At 46.3% G+C, this 12,893-nt stretch carries 14 protein-coding genes; 10 read left to right on the top strand and 4 right to left on the bottom strand.

Features of this window, described 5'->3' with window-relative positions:
* The first annotated feature begins 160 nt into the window (after positions 1-160).
* Together OM95_RS14565 and OM95_RS14560 are read left to right on the top strand one after the other, a co-directional pair.
* On the top strand, positions 161-433 hold the full coding sequence (locus OM95_RS14565; RefSeq protein ID WP_041875322.1) for a peptidylprolyl isomerase: 273 nt from the start codon (positions 161-163) through the stop codon (positions 431-433).
* 102 nt (positions 434-535) lie between these two features.
* Entirely contained in the window at positions 536-1,339 is an 804-nt protein-coding gene (locus OM95_RS14560; protein ID WP_041875319.1) for a transporter, read from the top strand.
* Here OM95_RS14560 and OM95_RS14555 read toward each other — a convergent pair.
* On the bottom strand, positions 1,313-2,227 hold the full coding sequence (locus tag OM95_RS14555) for an EamA family transporter (RefSeq protein ID WP_041875316.1): 915 nt from the start codon (positions 2,225-2,227) through the stop codon (positions 1,313-1,315). The genes OM95_RS14560 and OM95_RS14555 overlap by 27 nt on opposite strands.
* A 137-nt stretch (positions 2,228-2,364) precedes the next feature.
* On the opposite strand from OM95_RS14555, the gene OM95_RS14550 reads away from it, so the two are divergent.
* Positions 2,365-2,541, top strand: coding sequence for a DUF1328 family protein (locus OM95_RS14550; protein WP_041875314.1), 177 nt, complete (start codon positions 2,365-2,367; stop codon positions 2,539-2,541).
* Positions 2,542-2,600: 59 nt separating this feature from the next.
* Here the strand turns inward: OM95_RS14550 and OM95_RS14545 are convergent, their stop codons facing one another.
* The 3 genes from OM95_RS14545 to OM95_RS14535 all read right to left on the bottom strand — a co-directional run bounded on the left by OM95_RS14545 (position 2,601) and on the right by OM95_RS14535 (position 4,895).
* Positions 2,601-3,005: a glycine cleavage system protein H gene (locus tag OM95_RS14545; protein ID WP_041875311.1), complete on the bottom strand. Its 405-nt coding sequence runs from the start codon at positions 3,003-3,005 to the stop codon at positions 2,601-2,603.
* Positions 3,006-3,101: 96 nt separating this feature from the next.
* Positions 3,102-4,517 (bottom strand): type I glutamate--ammonia ligase, encoded by a 1,416-nt coding sequence (gene glnA, locus OM95_RS14540; protein WP_041875395.1) that lies wholly within the window; start codon positions 4,515-4,517, stop codon positions 3,102-3,104.
* A gap of 39 nt (positions 4,518-4,556) precedes the next feature.
* Positions 4,557-4,895, bottom strand: a complete 339-nt coding sequence (locus OM95_RS14535; RefSeq protein ID WP_041875308.1) for a P-II family nitrogen regulator — start codon at positions 4,893-4,895, stop codon at positions 4,557-4,559.
* 233 nt (positions 4,896-5,128) lie between these two features.
* Here OM95_RS14535 and OM95_RS14530 point away from each other — a divergent pair, with 233 nt between their 5' ends.
* The 7 genes from OM95_RS14530 (at position 5,129) to rsgA (ending at position 12,792) form a co-directional block, all read left to right on the top strand.
* A complete protein-coding gene (locus OM95_RS14530) occupies positions 5,129-5,731 on the top strand; it encodes a gamma-glutamylcyclotransferase family protein (RefSeq protein WP_291516519.1) in 603 nt (200 codons plus the stop codon).
* Complete coding sequence (locus OM95_RS14525) at positions 5,724-6,209, top strand: tRNA (cytidine(34)-2'-O)-methyltransferase (RefSeq protein ID WP_291516517.1); 486 nt, start codon at positions 5,724-5,726, stop codon at positions 6,207-6,209. Before OM95_RS14530 ends, OM95_RS14525 begins: the two co-directional genes overlap by 8 nt.
* 149 nt (positions 6,210-6,358) lie before the next feature.
* Positions 6,359-9,034, top strand: a complete 2,676-nt coding sequence (gene secA, locus OM95_RS14520) for a preprotein translocase subunit SecA (RefSeq protein WP_041875305.1) — start codon at positions 6,359-6,361, stop codon at positions 9,032-9,034.
* A complete protein-coding gene (locus OM95_RS14515) occupies positions 9,035-9,895 on the top strand; it encodes a zf-TFIIB domain-containing protein (protein ID WP_041875302.1) in 861 nt (286 codons plus the stop codon).
* Positions 9,876-10,457, top strand: a complete 582-nt coding sequence (locus OM95_RS14510; protein WP_041875299.1) for a hypothetical protein — start codon at positions 9,876-9,878, stop codon at positions 10,455-10,457. Before OM95_RS14515 ends, OM95_RS14510 begins: the two co-directional genes overlap by 20 nt.
* 68 nt (positions 10,458-10,525) lie before the next feature.
* The gene (locus tag OM95_RS14505; protein WP_041875297.1) at positions 10,526-11,491 is read left to right on the top strand and encodes a hypothetical protein; all 966 of its coding nucleotides are present in this window, start codon (positions 10,526-10,528) and stop codon (positions 11,489-11,491) included.
* 212 nt (positions 11,492-11,703) lie between these two features.
* Positions 11,704-12,792, top strand: coding sequence for a ribosome small subunit-dependent GTPase A (gene rsgA / locus OM95_RS14500; RefSeq protein WP_041875294.1), 1,089 nt, complete (start codon positions 11,704-11,706; stop codon positions 12,790-12,792).
* Positions 12,793-12,893: the final 101 nt, after the last annotated feature.

Genomic DNA, 12,893 nt, shown 5'->3' with positions numbered 1-12,893 from the left:
ACTTTTTCAAAAAGGAAGACCGTTTCAGGCTGAAACGATGAGGCTCTCAGATGAAAAATATAAAACCGCGAGCTGACGGCCAAAGATTTTCTTATGGATTGAATAAGGCGAAAAAACGCTTTTCGGTGACATTTTTGTAGACTCTTAGTAAAATGGCGACATGAAAATTCGCGCCAGTCACGTTCTAGTGAAGCATCAATATGAAGCCGAAGATGTCTTGCGAGCCTTGAACTTGGGAAAAAGTTTTGAGGAATTGGCCAAACGTTATTCAACCTGCCCTTCCGGGGCGCAGGGGGGAGATTTGGGAGTTTTTGGACCAGGCCGTATGGATCAAGATTTCGAGGAAGCGGCTTTTGCTTTAAAGGTCGATGAAACAGTGGCTAAGCCGGTGCGAACTCGTTTTGGATATCATATAATTAAGCGAACAAAGTAAGAAAACCCCTCCTAAAGTTTTGTTCTTTGCGGTGATGTTAGTACCACGTAGATTTTCCCGCAACTTCAAGAAAAGATATTCGAAACACTCTCAGGAGAAACCATGCGCAATTTCGCCGTTTTGAATATTTTTGCATTGATGATGACATCTTTGGCTCAGGCTCAGGTTAAGGACAATTCGTTCTTGATCGAGGAAGCCTATAATCAGGAGCCCGGTGTTGTTCAGTTCATTCAGACCTACCAACATATGAACCCAACGAACGACTGGACTTACAATTTTACGAGTGAAATCCCTATTACAGATGAAACTCACCAGTTTTCCTTTGTTGTTCCGGTCATGAAGCAAACGGGCGATGCGGGACAAAATGATGAAACGCAGATTGGCGATATTCTTTTAAATTATAGGTATCAGCTCTTGAATACGGAAATGCTGGCGATGGCCCCAAGACTTTCTTTGATTTTGCCTACCGGCGATTTCAAGAAAGGTTTTGGTTCGGGCGCTGTAGGTGTGCAATTTAACCAGGCCGTTTCTATCGCGATTAACGATCGTTGGACGAATCATTGGAATGCAGGTTTCACTTACACTCCCAACGCGCAAGATTCTAACGAAGATACGGCAAATGTTTTCGGATTCAACTTTGGTTCGAGTGTGATCTACAATTACACACCTAAGACAAATTTTCTTTGTGAATTTGTATTCAACAGCAATGAATCCGTTATCGGACCTGACATGAAAACCGCGGCTTCCACATATTATGTGGTACCGGGAATTCGCTCGGCCTTTCAGGCTGGCCAAGAAACGGAAATCGTTCCAGGTATTGGCGCCCTTTTGGGTATAGGCCCCTCTGCCGAAGATCACGAAACAGGTGTGATCGTTTATTTATCGATTGAATCGAAGCTTTGGTAATTCGATCCGCTTCGTTAAAGTAAGTATATTTCCTAAAAGACATAGCGCGACGCCGGTAATAATATACGGCGTCCATATGAAGTTTTCAAAAAAGCTCGAGAGTGTGATGGCTATAATAGGAGAAATCACACTCGTATAAGCCGCTTTTTCCGCGCCAATTTTACCAGCCAGGGAAAGATAGGCACCGAAGGCAATCACTGATCCGAAAAGAGCCAGATAAAGAAGAGCACTTAAGAAGCGTGCGTTGAGCGGAATTTCCAGACTATCCCCATTTATAAAAACGACCAGCAATGTGAAAAGGCTTCCGTAAAGCATGCCCCAAGTATTTGTGATCAAAACCGGGATGCGCAATTGATAGCTTTTTTGTGCCACCATATTGCCCGTCGAAGCTGACATGGATGCCAGGAACCCGATGAGTAAGCCCATGATGGTTTTCGAGTTTGAATCAAAGTGCAGTATTTCGTTTAGAAAAATAAAGATGATGCCCAGGCCACCCAATAAAGAACCAAGAATCACGTTGCGGGTGATCGGCTTTTTGAAGAAGACCCGCATCCCAAACATATTATAATAGATGAGAGACGTGAATGTCAGCGCTGCCAGTCCCGAGCTGATCATCGTTTCGGCGATATAAGTCAGCATATAATTTACCGAAAACATAAAAATGCCTTGAAGGGCAAACAGGACATGCTCTTGTCGGTGATAGCGAAGATTCTGTTTTTTAAAAATACAAAATCCGAAAAGCAAAGCCGCAGCCAGAAGAAAGCGCCAAAACACGGATGTGATTGGTGATGCCGCATCGACTTGAAAGGTGATGACCAAATATGTTGATCCCCAGATCAATGTGCAGATGGCATAGAGGATTAAGTTTTCAAATCGGGCTGTTTTCATGAACTAGGTGTAACAAAAACTGACTTCGGGGTCACTTCTGATTTGTATGTGAACACACGAGTTCAATGAGTCTTTAACAGGTCGTTCTATCAAGCCATAATAAGAGTGTACGTGAGCTTTACTCAAAGGAGGTCCTAATGCTTAGAGCTGCGATTATCTTCTTTATTATCGCAATCGTCGCGTTCATCTTCGGAGCTTCAGGAATCGCAGGGATGTCGATGGAAATCGGACGTCTTTTATTGATGGTGTTCCTGGCTTTGGCAGTGATCAGCTTCCTTATCAACCTTATCGGAGGGAAGAGGGGACACAGGTGACGTTGTTGTTCTTAAAATTAAAAAGCCCCATTTCTGGGGCTTTTTTTATTTAACGACGCTTAGTCTTCGTCATCTTCGTAATCGTCTTCATCCTCATCATCATCGTCGTCATCATCTTCTTCGTCTTCATCCTCGTCGTCGTAGTCTTCATCAGCCTCAACGCGAATCAGCCAACCTTCTTCGTAAGGGTCTTCCACAATAAGAGACGGATCTTCAATAACCTGAGTGTTGACCTCGATAACCGTCCCAGAAACAGGAGAGTAGATGTCCAATGGACCATCGTCGGTTTCTAAGGTGCCAATAACAACGTCTGCATCGATCTTTTCTTGTTCCGCCGGAAGCTCTACAGATGAGATTTCTTCAAAATCTTCCAAACCGTCCTCGTTAATACCGATAGTGATGACGCCATCTTCCTGGCGAATCCACAGATAGCCCATAAAATTTCTTACGTCGTCTGATGCCATGTCTTTTCCTAAGTTGTTTTTCTAAGATTATTCACCAATTGTGTGGTGATGTAAAGTGGGGCGAGTGGCCTCGCCCCGTCCTTACGCTAAGGTGCATTAGCAGTCATAGTACAAATGGAATTCATAAGGGACAGGTCTTTGTTGGACCGGTCGCACTTCTTTATCAATTTTGTACTGAATCCAGTTTTCAATCAGGTCGTCAGTGAAAACATCGCCTTTTTTCAAGAAACTGCAGTTTGCCTGAAGATTCATCAAACTTTCTTCCAAAGTTCCCGGAACAGAAGGAATGGCTGCGGCTTCCTGAGGTGGAAGACCGTAAATGTCTTTGTCTAAAGGATCACCGGGGTGAATTTTATTGATGATACCGTCAAGACCCGCCATCAAGATGGCGGCTTCCGCCAGATAGATGTTCGCTGTTGGATCTGGTGTGCGGAACTCAATACGACGGGCTTTTGGATTCGGTCCAGAGTTCGGGATGCGCATCGCCGCTGAACGGTTTTTAAAGCTATAAGCTAATTTTGTTGGAGCTTCGAAGCCCGGCACCAAACGTTTATAAGAGTTTGTCGTCGGATTGATGATACCACAAAGTGCTGGAGCATGTTTCAAAACGCCGCCGATATAATAAAGAGCCATCTCGGAAAGGCCCGCATATTTATTGCCCGCAAAAAGATTTTTGCCATCTTTCCACAACGACATGTGAATGTGCATTCCAGATCCGTTATCGCCAAAAACAGGTTTCGGCATGAACGTCGCTGTTTTGCCGTAGCGTTTTGCCACGTTCTTAACGATGTATTTGAACCACATCATTTTGTCGCCCATATTCAGTGCGGTATCAAAGCGGAAGTTGATTTCGCCCTGACCTGCGGAAGCGACTTCGTGGTGGTGGCGCTCAACCTGCATTCCGCATCTTTCAAGCTCCAGACAGATCTCGGTGCGCAGGTCTTGTTGCGTATCAGTTGGCAGAGCAGGGAAGTAGCCCTCTTTGCTACGGACTTTATAACCCAAGTTACGACCGCCTTCGTCGCGACCGGTGTTCCAAGCGGCTTCATCACTGTCGATCATGTAAAACGCAGAATTGCTTGTTTGTTCGTAGCGAACATCATCAAAGATGAAAAATTCCGCTTCAGGTCCGAAGTAAGCCGTGTCCGCGATACCCGTGGACTGCATATAAGCGATCGCTTTTTTTACGACCTGACGGGGATCGCGATTATAAGGTTGAAGTGTTTCAGGTAAACATACATCACAGATAATAGATAAAGTGGGAACCTGCATGAAGGGGTCCATCATGGCCGTTGTGGGATCTGGCATGATGATCATGTCAGATTCTTCGATTCCTCTCCAACCACGAATAGAACTTCCGTCAAAGCCGAAGCCATTTTCGAAAGTTTCATCAGTCAGCTGATGAAGGGGGACGGTTAAGTGTTGCCAAGTTCCGATCATATCACAGAACTTGAGATCTACCATTTTTGCGCCTTTTTCATTGGCGAACTTCAGAACGTCTTTACCTGTCATTTGGGTCATAGGGGCCTCCGAGCCATTTGAAAAACCAATCTAAAGCGCCTGTTCATCCCTTTCGCCGGTGCGGATGCGAAGGGCTGTCTCGACAGGAATTACAAATATTTTACCGTCACCAATTTTTCCTGTATGAGCCGTTTTACGAATGGCCTCCACCGCGTTGTCCACAAGGACATCCGGCAGAACCACTTCAATTTTAATTTTTGGTAGAAAATCGACGACGTATTCTGCGCCTTTGTAGACTTCAGTACGTCCTTTTTGTCTTCCGAACCCGCGAACTTCTGAGACAGTGATCCCTTCTACGCCGACTTCTGATAGTGCGTCGACGACATCATCGAGCTTGAAGGGTTTTATGATCGCCTCAATTTTTTTCATTGAACCTTTTGTTCGGAAAAACGTTGTGAAGAGGATAGCAAGTTTGTGCAAGAATGCAAAAACAGTTAAAGTCATTTAATTTTTTTAATTGCTAATAACGCAAAACATAAACTGTCACTTCTTGGAAAAAAAGAACAAGTGCCTAGAAACCGACTTGCGAGCCCCTGTGGTTTTTGGTACACACGGGACCTCTTTTAGGAAAAGCCTTATTGTTGTCGTACTCGGGGGGGATAATGACTACAACACGTTTTTTCGTCTACGGATCTTTTTGTGAAGGCATGGTTCACTTTAATAAGATCAAAAATTTCTTGGAATCTTCAGTACTTGCGCGCGTTAAAGCGACAGCCTACCGTTTAAAAGTAGGCTTTCCGGCTATCGTTAAGGCCGGCGGTGACCTGGTGCCAGGACAGCTTGTGGAACTTAAAAGCTCGGAGTTGCTTTTGAGCCTCATGGATGAGTTCCACGGTTTTAATCGTCATAACCCTGACCAGAGTCTTTATTCTAGAGAAGAAGTTGAAGTGTATCCAGAGGGGGCGTCTTCGTCAGTCCGCGCTTGGATTTATTTCTTAAATCCATTAAAACTCCCAGTGAATGCCGCTGTGATTCCCGGGGGAGACTGGAAACGTTCTATCCAAGAACAGCCCACTCTGACATCCAAGCTTTCTGAAAAGCAGGTCACATACATTCAAAGACTGGGAAAATCGACTGGCCGAGAGATTGTCCCAATTGACCTGACTTTGTATCGCGAACTGATGAATCTAGAACTGATCGTTGATAAAGGTCGCCGTCTGGCTTTATCTAAACTTGGCCAAGAGGTTTATAGACATCTTGCCTAGTTCTGCTTCATCAAAACTCTTCCGCATTGTTCTTATCGAGCCCGAAATTCCCCAAAATACGGGGAACATCGGGCGAACCTGTGTCGCTACCAACTGCGAGCTGCATATTGTCGGAAAGATGGGCTTTGAGATCAACGATACCAATCTTAAGCGTGCCGGTCTCGACTACTGGCCGCACCTAACCTATCACCGTCACGAAACCTTCGCAGACTGGTGGAGCAAGGTCGAAGATACGTCTCGCCTGTGGCTCTTTACCACTAAAACCAAACGTACTTATTTCGAACCTAAATTCCAACCGGGTGATTGGTTCGTCTTTGGCAAAGAAACCAAGGGGCTGGATCCGGAGCTATTATTGAAATATCCAGCCCAAACAGTCACAATTCCTATGATTGGTGAGGGCGCCCGCAGCCTTAACCTTGCCACGAGCGTTGCCATCGCTGCTTATGAAGGTCTTCGTCAGATTAATTATTCGAAATAGAGAGTGCGCTAATTTTCTCGCTCGTTCAGTGTCTTTTTTGAAGCCAACCTTTCGTCGAGGAAAGAGGTGTTTTCCAAGTGAATGACGCGGGACTAGAATTGCCCTGTTGCCTTGCCGCCCCTAAGGATTTGGGTCTATTCTCTAAGACTATGATTACACAAGTACTTACAAAAATTTTCGGTACCAAACACGATCGTGAAATGAAGAAGATCCAACCCACTGTGGATCGTATTAATGCCCTAGAGCCCAAGATGGCGGCTCTCACGGACGAACAACTTAAAGCCAAGACTCCAGAATTCCAAGAACGTCTTCGTAAAGGCGAAACTGTTGACGATATATTGCCTGAGGCATTTGCGGTTTGTCGTGAGGCTTCTAAGCGCGTTTTGGGCATGCGCCATTATGACGTTCAGTTGATCGGTGGTATCGTTCTTAATCGCGGAAATATCGCCGAGATGAGAACGGGTGAAGGTAAAACGCTTGTGGCGACTTTGCCGGTTTACTTGAATGCGCTGACTGGTAAAGGCGTGCACCTTGTGACGGTGAATGACTATCTAGTGCGTCGTGATGCTGAATGGATGGGACGTCTTTATGGTTGGTTGGGTCTTACGACGGGCATTATCGTTCACGGTTTGAACGACCAGCAACGTAAGCAGATGTACGCTTGTGATATCACTTACTGTACAAATAATGAATTGGGCTTCGATTACCTACGTGACAATATGAAGTTTGATTTGAACGACTATGTTCAGCGCGGTCATAACTTCGCTATCGTGGATGAGTGTGACTCTATCTTGGTCGACGAAGCACGTACGCCACTGATCATTTCTGGTCCCGCAGAGGCTTCTACTGACAAGTATTACGCCGTCAATGCGATCATCCCGCAACTGAAGCGCGATGTGCACTTCACGATGGAGGAAAAAACCAAAACCGCTTCTTTGACCGACGAAGGAAATGCAAAGGTTGAAGAGCTAATGGGTCTTTCTAATCTTTACGACCCTCAAAATATTGAGATTCTTCACCACGTTTACCAGGGCTTGAAAGCTTACTATCTTTACCGTCGTGATGTGGAATACATGATCAAAGACGGCGAGATCGTCATCGTTGACGAATTCACGGGTCGTTTGATGCCGGGTCGTCGTTGGAGTGATGGCCTTCACCAAGCCATCGAAGCTAAAGAAGGCGTGGAAGTTAAATCTGAAAACCAAACTTTGGCGACAATCACTTTCCAAAACTATTTCCGTATGTACACGAAACTTTCAGGTATGACGGGAACAGCGGATACTGAGGCGGTCGAGTTCAAAAAGATCTACAATCTTGATGTGAACGTGATTCCAACGAACAGACCTATCCAACGTAAAGATCAGGAAGACGTTGTTTATAAGTCTGAAAAAGCAAAATACAAAGCGATCACTGCGGATATCAAGGAACGTATCGCCAAAGGTCAGCCAATTCTGGTTGGTACTGAGTCGATTGAAAAGTCGGAATCCCTAAGCGCGTATCTTCGTAAAGAAGGTATCAAGCACGAAGTTCTTAACGCCAAACAACACGAACGCGAAGCCGAAATCGTGGCACAAGCGGGTCGTAAAGGTGCTGTGACCATCGCAACAAACATGGCCGGTCGTGGTACTGACATCATGTTGGGTGGTAACGCCGAAATGTTGGCGAAGGCAGCGGTAGGCAATGATGAGTCTCCAGAATTCCAGGAAGCCTTGGCCAAAGTTAAACCGCAAGTTGAAAAAGAGCGCGCCGAAGTTCGTGAGTTGGGCGGCCTTTATATCATCGGTACCGAAAGACATGAATCTCGTCGTATCGACAATCAGCTTCGTGGTCGTGCCGGTCGTCAAGGGGATCCGGGCGAATCCCGTTTCTATCTTTCTTTGGAAGATAAGCTGATGAGAATTTTCAACGGTGAGCGTATTCAAAAAATCATGGAAATGCTCAACATTCCTGAAGATGAACCGATCACGGCAAAAATGGTGACGAACGCAATTGAAGGCGCACAACGCAAGGTCGAAGGACACAACTTCGATATTCGTAAGAATTTGATGGAGTATGACTCTGTCATGAATGCGCAAAGAAATGCGATCTATGGAATGCGCCGTAAAGTTCTTGAAGGTCAAGAGATCGAAAGAACAACCTTGGATTGGTTGGGAGACGTCGTCTCGAATCTTCTGGACACTTATGCTCCAGAGGGTGGCAAGAAGGAAGAGTGGAGCATGGAAGGGTTGAACAACTCTCTTGTGCAAAGCTTCGGTTTCAAGATTGATTTTGCTAACATGCCGATCAATTCAGACACGGTGACGGAAGCAGTGAAAAAAGGTGTGAAAGAAGTTTTTGAAAAACAAAAAACTTCTATGGGACCTTTCTTTGAGCAGGTTCAGAAAATGATCCTTTTACAAAGCATCGATCATCACTGGAAAAATCATCTTTACGTGATCGACAAGCTTAAAGAGGGCATTGGTCTTCGCGGTTACGCGCAGAAAGATCCTTTGATTGAGTATAAAAAAGAGGCCTTTAAAGCCTTCGAAAGCCTGAACAATACCATTAAAAGCGATGCGATCGAAAAGATCATGCGTGTGCAACTTGTGGCTCAGCAATCGCAAGAAGAGGTTTTGGACAGTCTGCGCCCGGAAGAAGCGGACCTTGACGAGTTGGATTACTCGTCTCCGTCAGAAACGGACATCGGTCACAGTCTTCCTGAAGTGGAAACCAGTGAAGCAGCACCCACACGTAAGATGACCTTTCAAAGTGGACCGCGTGATGATCGTCCGATGAATCGCGAGGAACGTCGTCGCCTTGAAAAACAAGGTAAAGGAAAAAGATAGTTGATCCCTTGTCCGAGTTGCCAACAGCCGGTAGAGATTCTAGATAAGCACCTGGGGACTTTGTTCACATGTCCCCATTGCAATGCGGTTTACTTTATCGATTGGAATGGGCAGCCGGAAATGGCCGAGCACGAATCTGAGCCGGCTCAAGAACCCGAAATTCAATCTGGAACTGACTTCGAAGGCGGGGCTGATTTTCAGGCAGGCACGTCCTTCGAAAACCCGACTCCGCAAGACTTCAATGCTTACGGTGAAGCTCCCGTAGAAGTGCCTCAAGACTATTCAGCCACGTCCGAGCCAACGGTTTATCAGGGGCAAATCCCCCAAGAAGTTCCCGAGGAAAATGCGCCTCAAGAAGACCCTTATTTAACTCCAGCGGATGAAATTCCTCCGGGAACAGAAATCGAAGTTCCAGGGGAAGGTTATCAAAGCTCAGAGCAGTCCTATGCCGCCGCGGCAGAAGTTGGGCAAGAAGCGTTCGCGGCTCCTGTTGAGGAAGCCCCTTACGACTTCTCACAAACACTGGACCGTACGCCACAGCCGATAACGAACGTGGCGACTCCGGATACACCTGATTTTTCCGATGTGACTGAGTTCGGGAATGCCGACACACTGGCTGGTCCAATGACCTATGCCGTGATTATCGACGGTATAGAGTCCAGCCATCTTGTAATGCAGTTAAAAGAGGCGATGACAGATTCCCGCTTTGGTTGGGATGTGAATGAGCTTCTTAATCAGATTGGGCAAGGGCGGTTGGTCCTAAAAGGTCTTTCGCCCGCTAAAGCCAGCGTCTTAATCAACCGAATTAAATATCTGCCTTTTAAAATTTCTTGGAGGCAAGATGTACTCTCTGGTTCTTAAAATTTCGTTTACTTTTTTGACATTGACGACAATGGCATTTGCCAATGAAGAGGCTCCCGCTGAGCATGGTGCCGCCCCCGCAGCTCCGGCAAAAGAAATCAAATCCAGCGAAGACTCTTATGCTGTTGTACAGGCGCGGGTTCAGGCCTTAGAGGCAAAAGTTCGCTCTGCAGAAACGGAAATTCAAAAGCTGATCACTGAGAAGCAACAAACCAAAGATTCTTCCCGGGTCGCCGAAATCATCAACCAAATGAAGTCATTGCACAAAGATTTGAATGCAAACGTCAAAGAATACGATCAACAGCGCGCTCTTCTGAAGTACCGCTATCCAGAAAAGGGTTTGACGGAAAAACGCGAATACGAACGTATCGAAGTGAAGTCCATTGAAGAAATGGAAACGCAAATGAGTCTGGGAAACACCGTTAAAAAGACATTGCAAAAAGTGCGCATGCAATATGAAAAGCCGGAAAAAAATGAACTGGGAACGGCACTGGTCGAAGAAAAGAAAAAGTCCCCAGAGTCCGCGCCCCGCATCGTGGACCCGATCATCCTAAAGAAGTAATAGTTCCATTATTGACTCTTATTTTGGACGTTATTTAATACTCTTCAGAAGCCTACTGAGGGGTTTGCATGAAACAAATATATTTCCTATATATCGCGGTGTTTGCAATCACGGCTTGTTCTGGTGCGGGCGGGGATAGCGCTGAAGAAACCCCCGTAGACATCTTTAGGCCCTACGAAAAACCCGTCAATGCCATGTCCTCAAGTGACGTGAAATATTACGCGGAACTTAACATGGCTTTTGGTAAACTCATCCCTTCTCCACACGCGATCTTTACGGCGGTTGTGTCTGGGGGATCTGCGAAAACAGTCGAAGTTGAAGAAAGACAAAAAGCGATAGAGAAACTTTCTCCAGAAGGCTTGGCAGTTTTAAAAAAAATAAAAAAAGACTGCGAGATTTTTCCGGCCTTTGGCGCCCAGTGGGGCGACACCCAGGCGCGGGAAGGTGCGGTCTCTGGCGAGCGTGCTCAGATGTCGATTGCGGCAAAGGGCTGCCCCTTAAATTATCTAGAAGAGGGCGAGGTTATTACTCAGATCAACCGGGTGCGCGTGAATCAAGCGGAACAACCCGCTCAAACTTTAAGCCAGGTGAAACTCAAACAAAAAATTTATGGTCATCTGCAGGACGAAAAGTTGCGCCAAGCCACGAACATCATCGAATCTCTTCTTGAGTTGAACTCAGTGACGGATGCGGACGTCACTGTTGCCAAGCAGGCAATGGTAATGCTGATGAAGACCACTGGATCGGGTCGTGTCCTGATCCGACTTGCCGATGGTGACACTGTCAGCGGACCGATTCAGTTTCAGATGAGTATGGACAGTGCCACCGGCGCGATGCAAACGCGCTCTCTGCTGGATTTGCAAACGGTGCGAGGCGCACTTCGAATTGTCAGTATTTCAACTGAATCACAATCCGAGCTTTATATTAATGGTGAAAAAGCCGATCCGGCGGATTTTGGTGGAGTCCTGAATCCGCAGTGGGGTCTGGGGAAAACACCCAAGATTTTTCGCCAGTTTTACGCTCTATTGAAATAATTTTGCCAAAGAATGGGGCAGCCGCTTGACGAAAACAAGGCCTTCCGGGAAGATAAAGACAGCCATGAACAAGGAGGGCTTATGATTGTAAAATTCTTTAAATCAAATCACAGCTCTCTGGATCTATTCATTTAGTCGCACAAATTCTGACAGTTTAAATCCACGAGAGCTTCCGCTTTTTATTTTAACGAAAATATCTATGGGAGTTTCGCGTGAATTCATATTCTAACCTCCAGTCGTGGGGATGGGATTTATTTTTTGAGCTACAAGTTACAAACAAAGACGAGGGTCTTAAAGTCGCCCGAGTCATAAACCAAGAGCGAGATCTTTATCGCCTCAGTTGGGGAGATGATAGGACCTCTTTTGCCCAGGTTTCAGGGCGTTTTCGTCATGACTTCGAAAGTTCCCCGGGGGCGTTCCCTTCCGTGGGCGACTGGGTTCTTTGTCAAATGGACGGCGATCAAGACAAAGCTGTGATCCACAGAGTTTTAGATCGCCGGACTTGCTTTTATCGTAGGGACCCGGGGCACGGTGTTCAGGTCATCGCATCCAACGTTGATGTGATATTTGTTGTCACCTCATTAAATAGAGATCTCAACGCCAAGAGGCTGGATCGCTATTTAAGCTTGGCTTGGGATAGCGGGGCCTCACCCGTTATTGTGCTTAGCAAATCCGATCTGGTGGAAGATCCTGAAGCCATCACGCAGGACCTTGAAAACACCTATATCGGGGTGCCTATTCACGCTGTCAGCGTCTTAGAGCCACAAACTTGCGATATTCTGCGACAGTATTTGCGGCCCGGTAAAACGGTCGCTTTGATGGGCTCTTCCGGAGTTGGAAAATCAACCCTGACGAATTTCTTTCTGGGCGAAGAAACTTTGCAAACGCAAAGTGCCCGCGCTGACGACGACCGCGGCAGACATACGACCACGTCACGGTCGCTGTTTCGGTTGCACGACGGTGCGGTCCTTATGGATACGCCGGGAATGCGGCAATTGGGCTTAGTCGATCAGGAAGAAGGGGTGCAGGAATTGTTTTCGGACATCGTTGCTCTGGCCGAGGCCTGCCGATTTCGTGACTGTGCTCATGATCAGGAACCAGGTTGTGCGATTCAAAAAGCTTTGAGTCACGGTGACTTGGACCCGGATCGTTGGGACAGCTATTTGAAATTGCAAAAGGAAGTCTCTTATCAAGAACGTCGTTCTGATCCCGCCAAAATGGCTGAAGAGAGAAAACGATGGAAGAAAATACATCTTAACGCCAAAGCGCATATGGCGCGAAAAGGCCGGGGAGAAATTTAAACCCTGGCCTGGGGCCGCCCTATTTTTTGTTCCAAAATGAGACAAAAGAAAGTGGCGGCTTTCCAAGCTTCTTAGTAAACTAGTAGCATAGAAGGATGGGG

This window comes from Bdellovibrio sp. ArHS (genome assembly GCF_000786105.1).
Classification (GTDB): Bacteria; Bdellovibrionota; Bdellovibrionia; order Bdellovibrionales; family Bdellovibrionaceae; genus Bdellovibrio.
This window is presented reverse-complemented; position numbering and strand designations above follow the sequence as displayed.

What these genes read in the sequence shown, in the direction of transcription:
- OM95_RS14530 (WP_291516519.1), top strand. Translation starts at nt 5,129, where the DNA reads ATGACTACAACACGTTTTTTCGTCTACGGATCTTTTTGTGAAGGCATG.
- secA (WP_041875305.1), top strand. Translation starts at nt 6,359, where the DNA reads ATGATTACACAAGTACTTACAAAAATTTTCGGTACCAAACACGATCGT.
- OM95_RS14545 (WP_041875311.1), bottom strand. Translation starts at nt 3,005, where the DNA reads ATGGCATCAGACGACGTAAGAAATTTTATGGGCTATCTGTGGATTCGC.
- OM95_RS14560 (WP_041875319.1), top strand. Translation starts at nt 536, where the DNA reads ATGCGCAATTTCGCCGTTTTGAATATTTTTGCATTGATGATGACATCT.
- OM95_RS14505 (WP_041875297.1), top strand. Translation starts at nt 10,526, where the DNA reads ATGAAACAAATATATTTCCTATATATCGCGGTGTTTGCAATCACGGCT.
- OM95_RS14510 (WP_041875299.1), top strand. Translation starts at nt 9,876, where the DNA reads ATGTACTCTCTGGTTCTTAAAATTTCGTTTACTTTTTTGACATTGACG.
- OM95_RS14550 (WP_041875314.1), top strand. Translation starts at nt 2,365, where the DNA reads ATGCTTAGAGCTGCGATTATCTTCTTTATTATCGCAATCGTCGCGTTC.
- glnA (WP_041875395.1), bottom strand. Translation starts at nt 4,517, where the DNA reads ATGACAGGTAAAGACGTTCTGAAGTTCGCCAATGAAAAAGGCGCAAAA.
- OM95_RS14565 (WP_041875322.1), top strand. Translation starts at nt 161, where the DNA reads ATGAAAATTCGCGCCAGTCACGTTCTAGTGAAGCATCAATATGAAGCC.
- OM95_RS14535 (WP_041875308.1), bottom strand. Translation starts at nt 4,895, where the DNA reads ATGAAAAAAATTGAGGCGATCATAAAACCCTTCAAGCTCGATGATGTC.
- OM95_RS14555 (WP_041875316.1), bottom strand. Translation starts at nt 2,227, where the DNA reads ATGAAAACAGCCCGATTTGAAAACTTAATCCTCTATGCCATCTGCACA.